The organism is Acidovorax sp. GW101-3H11 (assembly GCF_001633105.1).
GTDB lineage: Bacteria > Pseudomonadota > Gammaproteobacteria > Burkholderiales > Burkholderiaceae_C > Acidovorax.
In genome coordinates, this window is sequence record NZ_LUKZ01000009.1 from 1,070,677 (window position 1) to 1,088,669 (window position 17,993).

Below are 17,993 nucleotides of genomic sequence, written 5' to 3' on the forward strand. Positions count from 1 at the left end.
AACTCTATGTCCCACAATTCCATCGTCATCGTCGGTGCCGGCCAAGCCGGCTATCAGGTTGCAGCATCGCTGCGGCAGGAGGGATTTGAAGGCGCGGTCACCCTCATCGGCGACGAACCTGGCGTTCCCTACCAGCGTCCACCACTGTCCAAGGCCTATCTGCTAGGAAAGGTCGGCGTGGCGGCGCTGCGCTTTCGCCCCCCCGAGTACTTTGACGAGCACCGCATCACGCGCATACAGGGCAGTGCCACTGCCATCGACCGGGAACGCCGCGAGCTTGTCCTCGCCAGCGGCGAAAGACTCGCCTACGAGCACCTGGTGCTGGCAACCGGCGCGCGCAACCGTGTGCCGGCGGTCGCGGGCATCGAGCTCGGCGGCGTATTCGGCTTGCGCAACCTGGCAGATGCCGACGGGCTGTCACAGCGCCTGGGCAGCGCGAAGCGCGCAGTGGTCATTGGCGCGGGCTTCATCGGCCTGGAGTTCGCGGCCGTCGCAGCCGCACGCGGCATCGCGGTGGACGTGCTGGAGCTGGGCACGCGGCCAATGGCCCGAGCCCTCTCTGCGGTCACGTCCCAGGTATTCGATCACGCCCACGCCCGGTGGGGTGTGCGAATCCACTATGGCCAGAGCCTCGCCGCAATCCACGGCGATGGCGGCCAGGTGCGCAGCGTGGAGCTGGCCAGCGGCGAAGTCCTGCCGGCGGATCTGGTGGTCTATGGCATCGGCGTGCTGCCCAACGCGGAACTCGCTGCTCAGGCACAGTTGACCGTCAACAACGGCATCGTTGTCGACGCCCATCTGCTCACCAGCGACCCGGCCATTTCCGCCATCGGCGACGTGGTCAGCTTTCCCAGCCCCTGGTCACCACAGGCCATCCGGCTCGAGTCGGTTCAGAATGCCGTGGACCAGGCCAAGGCCGTGGCGGCCCGGCTCATGGGCAAGCCCGCCGGCTATGCCGCCCTGCCCTGGTTCTGGACCGACCAGGGAGAACTCAAGCTGCAAATCGCCGGCCTCGCCGACGGGCACGATGAAACCGTCGTGCTCGGCTCCGTCGAGCAGCACCAGATCAGCGTCCTTTGCTTCCGCGCCGGCCGTTTGGTGGCAGTGGAATCATGCAATCGGCCAGCCGACCACATGGCGGCGCGCAAGCTCATTGCACGCAACACGCCGCTCAGTCCTGCCGAGGCGGCCGCTCCAGGCTTCGACCTCAAGGCGTTCGAAGTCTCGACACGCGAGACCGCCTGAAAACGCGCCGATCCAGCGGCTTCCGCCGGGCTTTCAGCGGCCCTGCGCGGCGACCCCACCCACGCCCACGCCCGCCACTGCCAACTACCCCGCGCCATGAATCGCTTAAAAATCTCCACCCGGCTTGCCATTTCGTTCTCCACCATGGTGCTGCTGCTGGTCGCGCAGGGCGCAATGGTGCTGTTCCTGTCCGCCGCGCAGCGTGAGGCGATGGAAGACATCGTTCAAAGGAGCAACCCCATCACCAAGGCATTGAGTGCGGTGATCGACGGGTCGAACATGGAAACCATCCAGTTCCGCAATCTGGCCTTGTTCTCGTCCCCGGACATTCAGCAGGCGGCGCTGGCCCAGATCAAGGTCGAACGCGGCAACATCGCCGCACAGACGCAAATTCTGGATCAGCTCATCGAATCCGACGAAGGTAAGGCCTTGCACCAGAGCATCAAGCCTCTGCGTGCCAAGGACCTTGCATTGGGCAATCAGTTTCTTGAACTGTTTGCCAAGGAACAATGGGTGGAGGCGCTGGCCTTGCTGGAGAGCAAACAGCGCCCCGCGCAGATCGAATACCAGAACGCGACCCGCAAGCAAGCGGAACTCCAGGCGCAGGTCATGGCCGAAGCCGGCCATCGGGCCGAGTCGGCCACCCGCAATTTGACGCGGGGGCTCCTGGTCGCGAGCGCCGTGACCATTGCTCTGGCCCTGTTCCTCGCTATCACCATCATCCGCTCGATCACTCGCCCGCTGATGCAGGCCGTTTCAGTGGCCGACCGCGTCGCCAGCGGCGATCTGAGCGGGCACATCACCGTGCAGTCCCAGGACGAAATGGGCCACCTGCTGGAGACGCTGCAGCGCATGCAGCACAGCCTGGCGCAGACGGTCACGGCGGTGCGCAGCAATGCACAGGGCGTCGCCTCGGCCAGCACCGAGATCGCGGCGGGCAACCATGACCTGTCGGGCCGCACCGAAGAGCAGGCCAGCGCACTGCAGCAAACCGCCGCGTCGATGGAACAACTGGGCTCCACGGTGAAGCAGAACGCCGACAACGCGCGCCAGGCCAACCAGCTCGCCCTGAGTGCCTCCACCGTGGCCACCCAAGGCGGCGAAGTGGTCGCCGAAGTGGTCAAAACAATGAAGGGCATCGACGACAGCAGCCACAAGATTGCCGACATCATCAGTGTGATCGACGGCATCGCTTTCCAGACCAACATCCTGGCCCTGAACGCCGCAGTGGAAGCCGCCCGCGCGGGCGAGCAAGGCCGCGGCTTTGCTGTGGTAGCCAGCGAGGTGCGCAGCCTCGCAGGCCGCAGCGCCGAAGCAGCCAAGGAAATCAAGCGGCTTATCACCGACAGCGTGGAGCGCGTGGAGCAGGGGTCGCAGCTCGTGGGCAAGGCCGGTGCCACGATGACGGAGGTCGTCACCGCCATCCGCCGTGTAACGGACATCATGGGCGAAATCAGCGCCGCGAGCAGCGAACAGAGCCAGGACATGGGACAAATCGGAGAAGCGGTCGCGCAGATGGACCAGACCACGCAGCGAAATGCCGCGCTGGTCGAAGAAATGGCCGCGGCCGCCAGCAGCCTGAGCAGCCAGTCCCAGGCGCTGGTGGAAGCTGTGGCGGTATTCAAGCTGTCGGACGGAGAGGCCGTGCGCACCATCAGTGCCGTGCCCGTGCCTCGCACGCTCCACGCAAGCGCGCCGATAAAAGCCATCCTGCTCGCCAGCGAGCACTAGGCTGAATCGACATTCACTGTAGCCATAGCCAGATTGAAGCAGCCAAGACCGCTGCCATGAAGTTGGCGGGCTTGCGGTCGTAGCGGGTGGCCACACGCCGCCATTGTTTGAGCTTGGCAAAGCAGCGCTCGATTCGACTGCGCAGGCGGTAGCGAGCCTTGTCATAGGGGCGCGCGGCCGCTCGCAATTGCGAGGCGGGATCACGGCCTGCGCCCCTTGCTGCTCGATGGCCTGTATCAATTCCGGGCTGTCGTAGCCCTTGCCGGCCAGCACGTAGCTGGGCTTGAACCCATCCACCAGGGCGCGGGTCTGGGTGACCATCCTCCGAGCTTAGAGAATGAATATCGATTAAGCCTAGGGCCGCAAGCATCAGAGCGGCAAGGCCCAGCCGCCATGCCGCGCCCGTCTCACACGAAAGCGCGCCGCCCGCCATGGGCAGTGGGGGCGATTGGAAGCGCATCTGAGTTTCCGGCGGTCTGGACTCTTCGGCGGGAAATCAGCACGCGAATGAATGCCCCGTTCATTGGCGCGGGATCTGCCTGAGCGGTGAACACGTCCTCTATGAAGTTTTGATAGCTGCTTGCGCGTTTTGAATGGGCGCTTGAGGCCAATTTGGCCCGTATCTTCCGTGCACGCGTCCGGGCCCCTGCGAAAGTATTGCCCTGCACTGAAGATGAGATCAGCCCCGCCACAGCGCCAACCTGGACCGCTGGTGACGAACGTGCCACGCGCACTCGGAGCGCGTGGACATCCACCCGCAAAAAAACACCCCCTGGTACAAGCCGTGAAGGTCTGCCAGGGGGTTCAAAACCCCGGATTCCACGGGGTACTGTGTCAATCACCGGCCTTGCCTCCGGTACTTGCACCTTGGAGAACGTGTCCAGGTCCGGCCCGGTCAGGCCATGGCTCCCAGAAAGTCAGCCTTGCCCAGCTCCACGCCTGCCTGGCGGAGCAACGCATAGGCCGTGGTCACATGAAAGAAGAAATTCGGCAGCGACCACTGCTGTAAGAAGGTCTGCCCCGTGAAGTGCAGCGGATCGCCTTGCCGCTGCGGCACGACCAGGGGCCGCTCGGCGCTCCCGGCCAATTGCTGCGGCGAAACGCCTTCCACGAAGCCGATGGCGTCCCGGACGCGGACACGCAACCCTTCGAAGCTCTCGTCGGAGCCTTGAGCGGCAGGCAGTTCCACGGCACCCAGGCGCGCGACGGCGAGCCGCGCCACCTCGCTGGCAATGGCAACTTGCTTGCCAAAGGTCAGCATGTCGGGCGACAGCTTCGTATTCAGGAAGGCCGCGCTGTCAAAACTTCTGGCCTGGGCATGGCCTTCGGCTTTGTCAAGCCAGGTCAGCAGGTTGCGCAGCATGCGGGCATAGATTTCCGCGCTGGCGGCATGCATGGATAAAGACATGGTCGGATATGGTTGGTTGGGTTCAGAGTTTGTTGGATCCCATGCGTGCGAAGAACTCGCGCATGGGCACCATGGACGGAGCGTGGCTGGTGAAGCCGCCATCCACTGGAATCACCGCCCCCGTGATGAATGAGGACTCGTCGCTGGCCAGGAAGCTCACCACGTCGGCAATCTGCTTTGGCGAACCGAGCTGGGGCGTCAGGTGCTGATCCAGGAGGATCTGCTTGATCTCCTGCGGAACGCCCTTCTGCGCGTGCTCGTTGAGCACAAAGCCAATCATGATGGCATTGGATCGGATACCCTCCTTGCCGTACTGAGCGGCCACGGAACGTGCCAGCGCCATCAGGGCCGCCTTGGAGGCGGCATAGGCGGTCAGCGTTGCATCACCCAGCAGCCCGAAGCCCGACGTCGCAAAGATGATCGATCCACCGCCGACCTTGAGCATGTGCGGGATGGCGTGCTTGCAGCACAGCATGGCGCCGCGCGCATTGACGTTCATGGCCCTGTCCCATGCGGAAAGGTCCACGTTGCAGACATCGCGGTCACCGGCACGCTGCGCCGGATCCAACGCGGCCGCATTGTTGTGCAGGACATCGATCCGCCCAAAGTGGTCGAGCACGGCGGAAACCATCGCCGCGACCCCCTCCTCGGAAGTCAGGTCGGTTTGGATGGCCAGAGCCTTGCCACCCCCCGCCTTGATTTCGGCGGCCACCGACTGAGCGCCCTCCAAGTTGATGTCCACCACCGCGACACGGGCTCCATGCCGGGCCAGCGAACGCGCACATTCAGCCCCAAGACCCGCCCCCGCACCGGTCACGATGGCGACCTTTCCATCCAGTTTGCGTTCGCTCATTGCATCTCCAGAAAAGCGATGTTTTGAAATTCATTCACCAGAAAAACAGGGCGCCCGTTTCTCGCGAAACGCCAGCGCGGCTTCCTTGACGTCGTTCATCGGAACCAGCATGGCGAACAGATCCAATTCCAGGTCCAGGCCGCTCTTGAGGTCAAGGTGGCAGGCCGCGCGTGCAGCCTGCTTGGCGAACAGCGTTGCCGTGGGCGGCTTCTGGGCAATGCGTTCGGCCAGGGCAGTGACCTCCGCGAGCAGCGAGTCCGCGCTGTCGGCCATGCGGGTGATCAGGCCGATGTCAAATGCCCGGCGTGCGTCAACGCGATCACCGGTCAGGAGCAAGTCCAGAGCACGCCCCGGGCCGACCACGGCTCCAAGGCGCTGGGTTCCTCCCCCTCCGGGGATCAGGCCCAGCCCCGTTTCGGGAAGGGCAAACACGGCGTCCGAGGCCGCGAAACGCAGATCGCAAGCCAAGGCCAGTTCCATGCCCCCGCCCATGCAATAGCCATGAATGGCGGCGATCACAGGTTTCTCGGTGCGATCCAGCGCCTCGATCCAACGCGACTTCTGCATGCGCCGACGCACCTGCACCGATGTTTCCGCCGCCCGCCGTTCCTTGATGTCGGCTCCGGCGCAAAACCCGCGCGCGCCCGCGCCGCGTATCACGATCACCCGAACGGACGGATCGCTATCGAGCTCGGCCAGCGCCGCGGGTACACCACGGCGGATGTCGTCGTTGATCGCATTGATCTGGTCCGGGCGATTGAGCACGATCCAACCAACGCCTCCCCGGCGCTCCACCTCGACGGCATTCCCGGGGGCCGCAGCTTCGTCACGCGTCGGGGTGGCCGGCTTGTGAAAGGAGGTTTCCATCATCGGTTCAATACTCCTCGAACTCAAACAGTTGCCCCCGCACGTCGGCCGGATCGACCCGGATCAGCGGCTTCCCACCCACGGCCTCGCATTCGTCGATCCAGGTGAAACGGGTACCGCGTGCCTTCAGGTCCTCGGCCTTGGCCTGGAGACCGTTCACCGCGATGCGGATGTAGTAGGGGCCGGGCCCCCAGGAATTCAGGTAGACGCCGGCATCACCGTTCCAGCGGGTCGCCTCGATCACGTCCAGCGAAGCGCTGTGCGGCACCGTGAATTCCATGCGGGCGCGACGGTACCCCTCCTTGTCCAGAGACTCCACAGGGCTGCCAGGCTCCCAATCGAGGTTGGCCGATACCGTGCGCAGGGTTTCGTCCAGATTGCGGACGATGTAGCCGCGCGAGGTGACTCGCACCATGTCGCCCGGCTTGGGATCGCGCGGCTCGGGCGGGGGCACGCTGAAGGTGTCGGCCGGCATCTGCAGCGGCTCCAGGGGCATGACCTCGATGCACAGACCGCCGTCCACCGATGGGTGGTAGCGGGGATCCTCGGGCGTCGCGCCCAGCCAGAGCCGGTCGAACGGCATGTCGGGGGTGCGTTGTGCCATGCGGAACCGCAGGCGCCGGCGCATGAGCTTCTCGACCAGCAGGTCGAACTTGTCGCCGCGCGCGGCCAGCACGATCGAGTGGGTCACCATGGGCCGGTGCGCGCCCTGGTAAGCCTTGAGGCTCTCCAGGAAGTCGTGGAACATCGGATCGCCCGGGTTTGGTTGGTCCAAGTGGCACTGCGGCTCGATGCGGGTGGGGGCGACCGCCAACGATTTGTGAACCCGCAGGAAATGGGCAATGTAGGGATGGCCATCGAACGCTTGGCGCCAGTTGGGATGGCCGTGGAGGCCCAGCTTCGTCACCAACAGTTGCGCCATGCCGTCCGGGTCGGACAGCATCATGTCGGCACTCATCAACAGATCAAACACAGGCGTTGCTCCAAGAGAAGGAAAAAGTCAAAGAGGAAGTGCGCCATCCGCGGGCAGTGCAGACTTGGTCTGCCGTGGATTGAGCAGGAAATGGGACAAGGCGGGAATCAGCACCAGGGCACCCACCATGTTCCACAGGAACATGAAGGTCAGCAAAATGCCCATGTCCGCCTGGAACTTGATCGGCGAAAACGCCCAGGTGATCACGCCTGCGGCCATGGTCAGCCCCACCAGCGCCACCACGCGTCCCGTGAAGTCGAGCGACCTCCGGTATGCCTCGGCGAGCGTCGAGCCACGGCGCTGCATCGCAATCTGCACACTCAGCAGGTACAGGGCGTAGTCCACCCCGACGCCGACACCCACCGCGATCACTGGCAACGTGGCCACCTTGAGCCCGATGCCCATCCACACCATCAAGGCCTTGCAGATGATGGTGGTGATCACCAAGGGAACCATCGCCACGATGGTGGCGCGCAGGCTGCGGAAGGTCAGCAGGCACAGCAGCGCCGTGGCGCCATACACGGCCAGGTACATCAGCAAGATGCCGCGCTCGACCTCAATGTTGGTCGCCGCCTCGATACCCGCGGAACCCGCCGCGAGCAAAAAGCGCGGCCCGCCGTCGGCAGAAGCACTGTTGTGCTCCGCGGCAAAGGCCTCACTCACCTGAAGCACGCGCTTGAGCGTGTCCGCCTTGTGATCGGCCAGGTAGGCAATCAGTGGCGAGACGGAACACGAGGTATTGGTGATGTCCGGACTCGCAATCATGGCGGCCCCCACCGCCGCATTCGTGATGCCCTGGTCCCGGCTGATGGTGAGCCACTTGCCACTGCCCTCATTCAAGGCTGCAGTGATGAAGCGCGTGGACTCCGCCAGCGAACTGGTGGCCTGCACGCCCTCGGTCTGGCGCAGTGCCTGGGCCAGTTGGTCCATCAACTGCAAGGTGCCGTACAGCCGGCAGCCATCGTCAGGATTGGTCATGATGACCACGAACTGATCATTCGACAGCCCGTAGTGGGCCGTGATATAGGCACTGTCGCGGTTGTAGCGCGAGTCCTGCCTCAATTCGGGCGCCCCCGGATCCAGGTCGCCGATGCGCAGGTCGAACATCACGACCGTGCAGACCGCGGTCATCACGGCGGCAAGCGCCACCGTCACCGTGGCCGCGCGACGCTCCGTCAGGCGATCCAGCGCACTCCAGGTGCGTCCGAGCCATCCTTGCTTGCGCGTCGTGTCCTCGGCGAGGGCGCGGCGCGCCGCAGCCTCGCTCACGCCGATGTAGGACAAGGTCACCGGGATCAGCACGAGCTTGGTGAAGACCAGCACCGTGATCCCGATGCTGGTGGTCAGGGCCAGATCGCGAATAACCGGGATATCGATGATCACCAGCACGGCGAAGCCGACAATGTTCGTCAAAAGCGCCGTCAGGCCCGCCATGAAGAGGCGCCGGAAGGTGTAGCGCGCGGCAACGTATTTGTGCGTCCCACGGCCCACGTCCTGCAGGATGCCGTTCATCTTCTGGGCACCGTGCGAGAGCCCAATCGCGAAAATCAGGAATGGGACCAGGATCGAGTAGGGGTCCAGCTCGTAGCCCAGCAGGTTCATCAACCCCAGCAGCCACACCACCCCGGCAACGGCCACGCTCACCAGCAGCACGGTGCTGCGGATGCACCGGGTATAGAGGTAGACAAACAGCGCGGCGACCGCCACCGAGAGTCCGAAAAAGAGCATCACCTCATGGAGCCCTGCGATCAGATCGCCGACGATCTTTGCAAACCCGACCATGTAAATGCCGGTGCTCTCGTCCTCGAACGACCGGATCTCCTTCTCCAGGATGCGGGAGAACTCGCCATAGTTCAACGGCTCGCCCGTCTTGGGATGCCGGTCCAGCAACGGCACGATGATCATCGTAGAGCGCGCGTCATTGGCCACCAGGCTTCCAACAATGCCTGACCGCCCAACGTTTTCCTTGAGCTTGCCGATCGATTCCTGGCTGCCGCTGTAGTCCGGCGGCATGACAGGCCCCCCCACCACGCCCTCCTCCGTCACCTGCCGCCAGCGCACGATGGGCATCCAGAGCGATTTCATCCACGAGCGGTCGACCCCTGGAATCAGGTAGAGAGCGTCATTGACCTTGCGCAGTTTTTCCAGGTAGGCTGCGTCGTAGACATCACCGCTCTTGTTCTCCACGACGACCCGCACCGTGTTTCCCAACCCGGGGAGTTCCTCCCGATAGGCAAAGTAGGTCTGAATGTACGGGCTGGAGGATGGGATCATCCGCTCAAAGCTGGCATTGACTTCCAGCTTCAGAGCGAAGTAGCCCAGCACTGCGGTAGCCGCAAGGCACAGGAGCAACACCAACAGCCGGTTGTTGAACACCAGTTGCTCCAGGCGGCTGCCTGACTTGCGGTCGAACTGTGCCGGATCGCGAACGACCGGCATGGCGGGTTGCTGGGAATGAGCAGACATCAAAACTTTCCGAGGCAGATCCATGGGATCTGCGGCCTTCATTTACCTTGCGTGGGGAGCGCGATGACTCCGACACCGTTCAGGCGTGCCAGAGCCAGACGATGGGGGTCGGTCATCGCGGCGTCATAGACCTCAGCACCTGGTGCCTGGTCATATACCGTGGCGCGAGCGGCAGCGAAATCCACGGCGAGCACACTCCCTTGCTGCGACACTAGAAAAGCGGAATCCTCAAGGGTGACCGCACTTACAAGGTTGGCATCAAGACCGGTCTCGATCTTTTTCCACGCATGCCCAGCGTCCTCGCTGACAAAGGCATTGCCACGCAGGCCGTAGGCCAGCAAGCGGGCACCGAACTGCGCGATCCCGAAGAAACTGCCGTTGTAAGGCGTCTGCACACGCTTGAAGCGTTGAGCCGTTGCATCGAGATGCATCACAAGGCCCTGCTCACCCGCGACGAAGACGCCCCCTTCCCCACCTGCCAGTGCATAGAGGTGGTACCGCTGGTCGTTGTCGGTTTTCCAGAGCCAGGGTTGCCACGTGTTGCCGGCATCGCTGGTTTTCAGGATCAAGCCGAAACCGCCCACGGCAAAGCCGGTGAGGCCATCGGGAGCGAACCAAATGTCGAGCAACGGCGCGGGCCAGACGTCCGCCGTGGCCGATTGCCCAACTGTCCGCTGGATCTCCGCCTCCCTCTCTTCGGAGCCTTTGGCGGAATCGCGCAGCAGCGTCAATACCGCACGCCCGTCCAGCACCCGCGTCCACGAGGCGCCGCCATCGGGCGACCTCAGGGCCACGGCATCGTGCCCCACGGCCCACGCCACGCCGGAACTGGCGAAGCGCACCGTGGTGAGGTCGGTGGAGACCGGGCTGCCGACCTGGCGCCACGATACCCCACCATCTTCGGACAGCAGGATCAAACCGCGCGGACCCACCGCAATGGTGCGCCCGCCTTGGCTCGCCACCCCGCTGACCATCGCCCGCTGCGCCGCCACAAGGGCTCGTGATGGCGCATCGATCAGATCCAGGCGGGCTGCGCCTTGCGCTGCGATCACCCACGGCACCGGCAGCAGTACACACACGCCAACGAGCGCGGCGGAAGCCCAACGCAACCGCAGGAAAGGATGCAGGAAAGTCATGGCCCGGGGATCCGATCGAGGTTCGTCATGCACGAGGTTCAGCGAGCAGATTCACGCGACACGATGGCTTCAGGATTCATCTCGCGCTCGCTGCGCGCGGACGGAAGCACCTTGTAGCCTCCCACCATCACATCGTTGACATAGGCGTACATGCCCTTGTTGAAGTCGTACACCACGTTCTTCGCAGCAAAGGGGATCTGCTTGTCGTACATCGGCGAAGCAGCCTGAAACAGGCTACGGTACAACTGACCATTCTGGTCAAAGGCATCGTAGTTGGCGGCGCCGGTCAAATCTTCATCAAAGTAGTAGATGCGCTTGGAATACGCATGACGCTGGCCCGGCTTGAGCGTGGCTTCCACGGCCCAGACACGGTGCTTTTCCCAGCGCTCGCACTCCGGATTGACGTGGTTCGGCAGCAAAGCCTTTTCGGCCGTCGGGCAATCGTACAGATTCTTGTAGGCGTTGTACTGGATGTACATCTCCTTCTTGCCGATGAGCTTGAAGTCGAAGCGATCCATGATGCCGGAGAATACGAACAGTTCGTCGAACAAAGTCACGCCGCCCATGCTGGCCACGGGCGTGTCATAGGCGAACTCAGGTGAGAGCTTCACACGGCGCAGGCCCGGGGTATAGCTCCAAGCCTTGCGCGGACGAGCCACCGGATCGAGATAGTCTGCCAAGCCTGTCATTTCGCCTGCACGCCGTGCCGGCACCTTGCTGATCGAATACACCCGCCACGCCATGTCCGGATCGCGATCTGCCACGTCGGTCTGGTAGTACACAAAGTCCTGGAACGTCGCTTGCTCCGCCGTCACCACGGCCTTGCCCGAAGTATCAATCACCCAGGAGCGGGAGGCCGCAGTGGTGATCGCGGTCTCTCCCTGGTAACGCAGGATTTGGTTCCACATCACCTCGTATCCGGTCTTCGGAATGGGGAACGGGATGCCACCGCGGCAGGCGTTTTCAATGGCAAGGCCCTCTTTGGTTGCCTTGCACGTGGTCGCATTGCGGACGGTCGCATCCAGAATCTTCTTGGGATAGGCCGCCGTTCTGTGCGTGGGATACACATTGAGGTAGTACCCTGGGTACTTGGACAGCAGGTGCTTCTGCCCTTCGCTCAGCAAGGCTGCGTGCTGTGCCATGTTCTTGCTGTCGATGCGCAGCACGGGCTTTTCGTCTTTGAACGGATCGGTCCAGAAGCCGCTATCCGGCTTGAAGCCCTCAGGAGCCTTGGTCAACCCCCCGGTGTAGGCCGGGATGCTGCCATCGGCATTGGCTGCCTTGACCGCTCCGAACGGGGTCAGGGTGGTGCCCAGTTGCTTGGCCTCCTCCGCTGTCACGGCCGCGAAAGCTGGCGTGGCAAGGCCAATGGCAACCAGCGAAAGGATGTTGCGGAATTTCATGATTGCAGCTCCAGGGAATCAGAAAGAGGTCTTATAGGTGAAAAACAGGCGACCACGATCGGTTGCGCCCACGCTGCTGTTGAGTGCGTTGCCACCAATGGCGGCCGTACCGGCAGCGTTGTATTTGGTCGGCACGGACATGTCCGCATAGGTCAGGCTGAATTCATGCTTGCTTGCGTAGGTTGCAGCAATGCCGATCGACCACTTGAGGAGGCCTTCAAACCCGCCACCGCCGGTGGCGGCCGAGCCCTTAATGCCGTAGCTCACTGTCATCGGGACGGACACATCCAGGGACGGCAGCACGCCCAGGTACTGGGGCGTGAAGCGCATGGCAAGCTCCCAATAGTTCTTGGTCGAGCAGGTATCGGTCACATCCCCCGGCTGGGCGGTGGCACCGCTCGTTCCGAGCCGCACGCAACCGGCATACCCGACACCGCGATACAACTGCTCGTTACCCGTGACCTTCAGCAGGCGGCTGTACGCGAGTTCGCCGATCAGCGTGCCGGTATCCCAGAGGGGTGTCTTGGGCAGCCCGTAGGTGCCGTTCACCACGGCATGGAAAGTGTCTCCCGTCGCCCCCGTGCTGGTGGAGGTGTAGCTGGCAACGGAGTTGAGGTGCGCATTCTTGCGCCAGGACACTTCGGAGCCAACACTCACCGGGCCCACAGACTTGGAAAGACTCAGGCCCCAGAGCTTGGTAGCGGCCGGGTAGACAAACCTGAAGGTACTCGGCAGTGCCGCCCCCAGGATAGCGTTGTAGGGTGCCGACACCGGAGCGAAACTGGTGAGTTGAATGCCCGTTTCCGGATTGGTATCGTTGAACTGCCGGTAGTAGGCACCCAGTGTGGAATCGATGGCATCCACATCCAGACGCGCGGAAAGCCCCCAATTCTTGTCGCCGGATGTCTTGGCCGCAGTGTTGGCCATGGCCAGGCAGGAATAAGGACCCAGAGCGGGGTTGCAGGGTGTCAGGGCAAATCGATCCACGCCCGGCGCGTTGTCAGCCCCCATCAGGTAGGTGCCGGCATACGGCACGCGCGTTGATTTCCAGTCCAGTGCATATTGACCCGCAAGCGACAGCTTATCGGTGACCTGCGCCTTGAACGTCAACTGGTTGATGGGCAGGAAAGTTTCCTTGGTCTCGATGCCCGGGCTGGACACAGCCTTCACACCATCCACAGGCGACTGCCCGTAAGAAATGGCATGCGCACCGATAAACATGCCCTCACCCCAAAGCACTGTGTGCCGACCCAACTTCACGTTGACAGGAACAGAACCCAGATCGAAATTGGACCAGACAAAAGCATCCAGGATTTCACCGGAAGGGCCGTGGATAAAGCGGTTGACGCCGTCGTTGAACCGGTTGTTGTTGTATGACGTCGCCTGCCCCGCTGGCGATGACACCGATCTGTCGCGGTACGCATGGTCATACCAACTCGCCGCACTGATCCGCGCACCAAAGATCCCTTTGTAGTTAAGGTCAAGCTCCCCCAAAAGATCGAGCCTATTGGACACGATATCTCCACGGCCGAACTTAGCGTTGCCTTCGTCGGTAGTGGCAAAATTCAACAGTCGCTGGTCTTGTGCCTCGGTACGAACCCCCAAGTTGTATCGAACCGTCGCATCGGCACGCACCTTGAAGTCGGGATTGCCAGTGTCAAGCTCCAGTGCGTGTGCACCACTGGTTGCGACCAATGCCGCTGCAGCGGCAATCATGTGCACTGCGGCCCGGGAGGGAGCCGTCCTCGTTTGTCGATTTTTCATGAGTTTGTCTCCATCAGTTGGGGATTTACCTGCTACTTGGCACAAGCTTCAGTCAGCCCTCCCATGCGTCCCCCTGAGGTGTCAGGGCTGGCCAGCGCAGCTCGCCTTCATTCTGTATGCTGCCTTAGATTCTGCATTTAGAATTTTCTTCCCGATTCCGGGTTTTCACCTAATTTGAACAAATTTATCCATATCGTCTAAAATAAGACCGATGGAGGCGGTGCAGTCGGCATCCAGCGTGGCGGCGAAGCCGCTATCCAGCGTCGAGCATCAGGGATGGAGTCCGCTGCGGTCGCCGGTCCACGAAACGCACCCTTTGATGCAGATAGAAGCTCAGCCACGTCCACGAACGAAACCGCCGGAAGCACGGCGAGAAGAACTCATGAATGCCGCCCAGGCGTTGTTCCTGAAGAAGGGGGTGGGCGCTACCGTGATCAGGGAGATCACTGATAGCGCGAAAGTGGCGAAGGGCTCGTTCTACCTGTACTTCTCATCCAAGGAAGACATCCATATCGCATTGGCCGAGCGGTTCCATGCCCTGCATGTGGGCAACCTGGATCGGGCGACTGGGCAATGGCCTGGAACAGATTGGGGCGGCAAGCTCGGAGCTTGGGTCAAGGCTGCCGCAACGGGATTTCTTGACGATGGGCCGTTGGTTAGCATGTTTTTCGATGCTCTCCCGCACATTCCGGACAAAAGGCCAAACGCGATCGGCAAGCATCTCGAGGAATTGCTCGGGGCTGGCACAGAAGCGGGTGCCTGGTTCGTCGTCGATCCAGGAGTCACCGCCGACTTTCTGCTTGGAGGGCTCCGTGGTGTTGTCGGTGACGCCTTGACTGGCGAAACAAGCGCCAGCCGCATGCAAGTTGTCGAGCGCCTGCAGCAGCTCTTTTTCAGGATCGTAGGGTTGCCTGAAAACTGACAATCGGGCCGCTTCGTTCATTCAGCAGTCATCTCTTTCAGAGATGACTGCTGCGTCGTACTGAACCCAAAAGCCGCAGTGACCCCGAGCCCACAAACTGCCCACTGGGTGGCACGGGGCCGATGAGCAGCGCAATGCGGTCAGCAACATAGGGCAGCAACGTTGCCCCGGGGGGGCGATGCCCTTGCACTGCTCCGCATCAGAGCGCGCACGCATCAGGCCGCGCCGCTCTCGCGGTCAATCGACCTGGGCACCCGAAAGCCTGACGACACCGCCCCACTTCTCGAGTTCGCTTGCCGCGAAGCGCGCGAACTCCGGCTGTGTCATGACCAGAGGGTCAATGCCCACCGCTGCAAGCCTGGTCTGGAAATCTCCCGACTTGACGACTTTGTCGCCAGCTTGCACCAGCTTTTGCATGACCGCAGGTGGCAGGCTGGCCGGACCGGCAACGGCCCACCATCCGGTCAAGTCGAATCCTGGAAAGCCTTGCTCGTCCAGCGGCTTCACGCCTGGCGCCGCCGGTGATTTGGCAACGCTACTCAAACCCAGCGCGCGCAGCTTGCCAGCTTGAATCTGCGGCATCGCCACGGCCGGGTGGTAGAACATGAAATCGGTCTGCCCCCCGATAACTGACGTGACGGCCTGTGCTCCCTCCTTATATGGCACATGGACCATCTTCGTATTGCTCGTGGCCTTGACGAGTTCTCCCGCCAAGTGACCGGTGGTGCCGTTGCCTGCGGATGCGTAGGTCACCTTGTCGGGGTTGTCCTTGGCGTATTGCACCAGTTCAGCCACGCTGTGCCACGGGGCGTTGGCCCGCACCAGCAGCAAGGTGGGCGTGTAGCCAATCATGGTCAGGGGCGTGAAGTCCTTGATGGGATCGAAATTAATCTTCTTGTAGAGGGCCTTGTTGATGGAGAACGGCCCAGTGTTGGTCAGGATCAAGGTGTAGCCGTCCGCAGGTGACTTCGCGACCAACTCGTGCGCGATGTTGCCGCTAGCTCCAGTCTTGTTCTCCACCACCACGGGCTGACCAAGCTCACGCGCGAGACCTTCGCCCATCAGGCGTGCCACGATGTCGGTGGACGTGCCAGCACCCGCAGGCACGATGAGCTTTAGAGGCTTGTTTGGATAGTCTTGTGCCAGTGCCTGGGTGGCGGAAAGGACGGCTGCGAGGCCGCAGGCCAGCGTGATGGCCGCCCGTGCAAGAAGTCGATGGGTGTACGTGAACATGTTGTCTCCTTTGTTGTTTGACTAGTACTTGAGCCCCGCGAGCAACTCGCTGCGATGCTCGTCCAGCTCCGGCGGCGGTACGAGTCTCGCGGGCGGCGAGCGGTCGTAGATCACCGGATTTCTCACGGCTGTAAAGATCCCGCGTCCAGGTCGTTCTGCGGCCTGCCTGAGCTGCATGTGCAGCGCCTGCGGATCATTGAGTGCCTCACTCGCGTCGTAGACCGGCGAATGTGGCACGTCATGTTCCTTCAGACGGATGCACCACTCGGATCGGTCGTACTCCTTGAAGTAGCCATCCAGCACGCGAATTACTTCGCCGTGATTACGTATGCGCTCGCCGCGCTGCTTGAAGCGCGGATCGTCCAGCAGCTCCATATGGCCGGTGGCGCGCACCAGGTTCTCCCAGAACTTGAGCGGTGAGGACATGTGCAGCGCCACGCGCTTGCCATCCTTGCAGGTGAGCACGTGTGCCTGCGACGCACCCGGCCGACTGTATGGAGTCATCAGCTCGCCGTCACCGTAGTAGTGCGTGAAGGCGTCGATGTTGAAATGCGCCATCGCACCCACCATGGCCACCTCCACCAGCCGTCCCCGGCCAGTGCGTTGCCGCTCATGCAGCGCGCCCAGGATTCCGTAGGCCGCGTACATCCCCGTGATCGAATCGGCCACCGCAGGACCGCACACGCGCGGGTTGCCGGGATTGAGCGTCAGGTCCAAATAGCCGCTGGCGGCCTGCGCCACTGTGTCATAGCAAGGCTGGTTGGCGCCTGGACCGTCAGGCCCGAAGCCGCTGATGGCGCAATACACCAATCGTGGATTGATGAATCGCAGCCGTTCCGCACCCACATTGAGTTTCTCTGCCGCACCTGGACGAAAGTTCTGAATGAACACGTCTGCATCGGCAATCAATGCGTCGAACACGGCAAGATCCTGTGGATCGACAGTGTCGAGCGCGAGGCTGCGTTTATTGCGGTTAAAGGCCTGGAAGTTGGTGTCGTACAAGCTTCCGTCTGCCGACATCCGAAACGGGTCTCCTGTGCCGGGTTTCTCGACCTTCACAACGTCGGCCCCCTGGTCGGCCAGCAGCACTCCGGCAGCCGGGCCAGTGATGAAAGTCCCCATCTCGATCACGCGCAAGCCGTGCAGCACCCCGCTCATGCCAGATCCTTCCGTAGGGATCTGGGCGGCGGCCCGTCATAGGTGATGCTTTCGTCTGCCACGTTGTACATGTAGAACCCGATAGGCCGCGTGGCTTCCTCGTGCAAGTGGCCCAACAGACCGGCAGTGCGCGCCAGGATGGGAATGCCCTTCAACGCTCCGACGGGAAACCCTACATCCAGCAGCACAGCAGGGATCGACCCGGAAGCATTGGCCAACAGCGGACGGCCATAGACTTGGGGCAGCAGTTGCTCGACGGTGCACAGAGCCTCGATGTATCTGCCCGTCACACCTTGCTCCCTGGCGAGGGCCAGCAGCCGGTGCGTGCGCGGGTCGCCCTGCGTGTGCAGTGGGTGGCCGTAGCCCGGCACGGTCTTTCTGGCCTCGCGTAACTGCGTGACCTTCTCGAGCGCCGCGTCTTTCAGCGGCCGACTGTCAGTCTCGGCCAATGTGATGATCTCGTGCAGGAAACGCCCGCACAGTTCGGATGTGCCCATGACCACGGAGCCGGCGCCAAGAATGCCTGCAGCCACAGCACCCTGGAGGGCGGCTGGATCGGCGTCGTAGGTCATGCGCGCAGCCTGGACCGTGGGCGTCAGTCCATGCTCGGCAATGGTGACAAGGGTCGCGTTGACGAAGAAGCTTTGCTGCGGCGTAGGCATCTCGCCGGTCAGCAGGAAAAAATAGAAATCGGCAAAGTTCAATTTGCCGATGAGCTCGCTGCACAGATCCTTGCCGCGGATGGTGATGGAGTCTGCGTCCGATGTCGCGATGGTGCTGAACGGCTCCTGCTTGCCAATCTTCATGTCGATGTCTCCAGACGCCGCAACGGTG

At 62.5% G+C, this 17,993-nt stretch carries 15 protein-coding genes; 3 read left to right on the plus strand and 12 right to left on the minus strand.

The window, feature by feature from the left end; all coding sequences use genetic code 11:
* The first annotated feature begins 6 nt into the window (after positions 1 to 6).
* On the plus strand, positions 7 to 1,245 hold the full coding sequence (locus tag A1D30_RS10905; RefSeq protein ID WP_063460675.1) for an FAD-dependent oxidoreductase: 1,239 nt from the start codon (positions 7 to 9) through the stop codon (positions 1,243 to 1,245).
* A 96-nt stretch (positions 1,246 to 1,341) separates the two neighbouring features.
* Positions 1,342 to 2,976, plus strand: coding sequence for a methyl-accepting chemotaxis protein (locus tag A1D30_RS10910; protein WP_109790919.1), 1,635 nt, complete (start codon positions 1,342 to 1,344; stop codon positions 2,974 to 2,976).
* A gap of 13 nt (positions 2,977 to 2,989) precedes the next feature.
* Here the strand turns inward: A1D30_RS10910 and A1D30_RS26730 are convergent, their stop codons facing one another.
* The 9 genes from A1D30_RS26730 to A1D30_RS10950 form a co-directional block, all read right to left on the minus strand.
* A complete protein-coding gene (locus A1D30_RS26730; protein ID WP_082753449.1) occupies positions 2,990 to 3,436 on the minus strand; it encodes a transposase in 447 nt (148 codons plus the stop codon).
* A gap of 435 nt (positions 3,437 to 3,871) precedes the next feature.
* A complete protein-coding gene (locus A1D30_RS10915) occupies positions 3,872 to 4,372 on the minus strand; it encodes a DUF1993 domain-containing protein (RefSeq protein WP_060986285.1) in 501 nt (166 codons plus the stop codon).
* A gap of 34 nt (positions 4,373 to 4,406) precedes the next feature.
* Positions 4,407 to 5,237: an SDR family oxidoreductase gene (locus A1D30_RS10920; RefSeq protein ID WP_063460677.1), complete on the minus strand. Its 831-nt coding sequence runs from the start codon at positions 5,235 to 5,237 to the stop codon at positions 4,407 to 4,409.
* Between the two features lie 30 nt (positions 5,238 to 5,267).
* A complete protein-coding gene (locus A1D30_RS10925) occupies positions 5,268 to 6,107 on the minus strand; it encodes an enoyl-CoA hydratase/isomerase family protein (protein ID WP_242421855.1) in 840 nt (279 codons plus the stop codon).
* A gap of 4 nt (positions 6,108 to 6,111) precedes the next feature.
* The gene (locus A1D30_RS10930) at positions 6,112 to 7,077 is read right to left on the minus strand and encodes a hypothetical protein (protein ID WP_063460678.1); all 966 of its coding nucleotides are present in this window, start codon (positions 7,075 to 7,077) and stop codon (positions 6,112 to 6,114) included.
* A gap of 27 nt (positions 7,078 to 7,104) precedes the next feature.
* Positions 7,105 to 9,516 (minus strand): MMPL family transporter, encoded by a 2,412-nt coding sequence (locus A1D30_RS10935; RefSeq protein WP_242421856.1) that lies wholly within the window; start codon positions 9,514 to 9,516, stop codon positions 7,105 to 7,107.
* A gap of 65 nt (positions 9,517 to 9,581) precedes the next feature.
* Complete coding sequence (locus A1D30_RS10940) at positions 9,582 to 10,679, minus strand: YCF48-related protein (protein WP_063460680.1); 1,098 nt, start codon at positions 10,677 to 10,679, stop codon at positions 9,582 to 9,584.
* 38 nt (positions 10,680 to 10,717) lie between these two features.
* Positions 10,718 to 12,082, minus strand: coding sequence for a DUF1329 domain-containing protein (locus A1D30_RS10945; protein ID WP_063460681.1), 1,365 nt, complete (start codon positions 12,080 to 12,082; stop codon positions 10,718 to 10,720).
* A gap of 18 nt (positions 12,083 to 12,100) precedes the next feature.
* Positions 12,101 to 13,846 carry a DUF1302 family protein gene (locus A1D30_RS10950; RefSeq protein ID WP_063460682.1) on the minus strand — a complete coding sequence of 582 codons (1,746 nt, stop codon included), beginning with the start codon at positions 13,844 to 13,846 and terminating at the stop codon, positions 12,101 to 12,103.
* Between the two features lie 382 nt (positions 13,847 to 14,228).
* Between A1D30_RS10950 and A1D30_RS10955 the strand changes: the two genes are divergently transcribed.
* Positions 14,229 to 14,768, plus strand: coding sequence for a TetR/AcrR family transcriptional regulator (locus A1D30_RS10955; RefSeq protein ID WP_199865951.1), 540 nt, complete (start codon positions 14,229 to 14,231; stop codon positions 14,766 to 14,768).
* A gap of 237 nt (positions 14,769 to 15,005) precedes the next feature.
* Here the strand turns inward: A1D30_RS10955 and A1D30_RS10960 are convergent, their stop codons facing one another.
* From A1D30_RS10960 to A1D30_RS10970, 3 genes are read right to left on the minus strand one after another with little or no spacing between them, the layout of a single operon-like run.
* Positions 15,006 to 16,001, minus strand: coding sequence for a tripartite tricarboxylate transporter substrate binding protein (locus A1D30_RS10960; protein WP_063460683.1), 996 nt, complete (start codon positions 15,999 to 16,001; stop codon positions 15,006 to 15,008).
* Positions 16,002 to 16,022: 21 nt separating this feature from the next.
* Positions 16,023 to 17,159, minus strand: coding sequence for a CoA transferase (locus A1D30_RS10965; RefSeq protein WP_063460684.1), 1,137 nt, complete (start codon positions 17,157 to 17,159; stop codon positions 16,023 to 16,025).
* Positions 17,156 to 17,965 (minus strand): citryl-CoA lyase, encoded by an 810-nt coding sequence (locus A1D30_RS10970; RefSeq protein WP_063460685.1) that lies wholly within the window; start codon positions 17,963 to 17,965, stop codon positions 17,156 to 17,158. Before A1D30_RS10970 ends, A1D30_RS10965 begins: the two co-directional genes overlap by 4 nt.
* Positions 17,966 to 17,993: the final 28 nt, after the last annotated feature.

What these genes read in the sequence shown, in the direction of transcription:
- A1D30_RS10935 (WP_242421856.1), bottom strand. Translation starts at nt 9,516, where the DNA reads ATGCCGGTCGTTCGCGATCCGGCACAGTTCGACCGCAAGTCAGGCAGC.
- A1D30_RS10910 (WP_109790919.1), top strand. Translation starts at nt 1,342, where the DNA reads ATGAATCGCTTAAAAATCTCCACCCGGCTTGCCATTTCGTTCTCCACC.
- A1D30_RS10970 (WP_063460685.1), bottom strand. Translation starts at nt 17,965, where the DNA reads ATGAAGATTGGCAAGCAGGAGCCGTTCAGCACCATCGCGACATCGGAC.
- A1D30_RS10960 (WP_063460683.1), bottom strand. Translation starts at nt 16,001, where the DNA reads ATGTTCACGTACACCCATCGACTTCTTGCACGGGCGGCCATCACGCTG.
- A1D30_RS10955 (WP_199865951.1), top strand. Translation starts at nt 14,229, where the DNA reads ATGAATGCCGCCCAGGCGTTGTTCCTGAAGAAGGGGGTGGGCGCTACC.
- A1D30_RS10920 (WP_063460677.1), bottom strand. Translation starts at nt 5,237, where the DNA reads ATGAGCGAACGCAAACTGGATGGAAAGGTCGCCATCGTGACCGGTGCG.
- A1D30_RS10945 (WP_063460681.1), bottom strand. Translation starts at nt 12,082, where the DNA reads ATGAAATTCCGCAACATCCTTTCGCTGGTTGCCATTGGCCTTGCCACG.
- A1D30_RS10940 (WP_063460680.1), bottom strand. Translation starts at nt 10,679, where the DNA reads ATGACTTTCCTGCATCCTTTCCTGCGGTTGCGTTGGGCTTCCGCCGCG.
- A1D30_RS10915 (WP_060986285.1), bottom strand. Translation starts at nt 4,372, where the DNA reads ATGCATGCCGCCAGCGCGGAAATCTATGCCCGCATGCTGCGCAACCTG.
- A1D30_RS10925 (WP_242421855.1), bottom strand. Translation starts at nt 6,107, where the DNA reads ATGATGGAAACCTCCTTTCACAAGCCGGCCACCCCGACGCGTGACGAA.
- A1D30_RS10965 (WP_063460684.1), bottom strand. Translation starts at nt 17,159, where the DNA reads ATGAGCGGGGTGCTGCACGGCTTGCGCGTGATCGAGATGGGGACTTTC.
- A1D30_RS26730 (WP_082753449.1), bottom strand. Translation starts at nt 3,436, where the DNA reads ATGCGCTTCCAATCGCCCCCACTGCCCATGGCGGGCGGCGCGCTTTCG.
- A1D30_RS10905 (WP_063460675.1), top strand. Translation starts at nt 7, where the DNA reads ATGTCCCACAATTCCATCGTCATCGTCGGTGCCGGCCAAGCCGGCTAT.
- A1D30_RS10950 (WP_063460682.1), bottom strand. Translation starts at nt 13,846, where the DNA reads ATGAAAAATCGACAAACGAGGACGGCTCCCTCCCGGGCCGCAGTGCAC.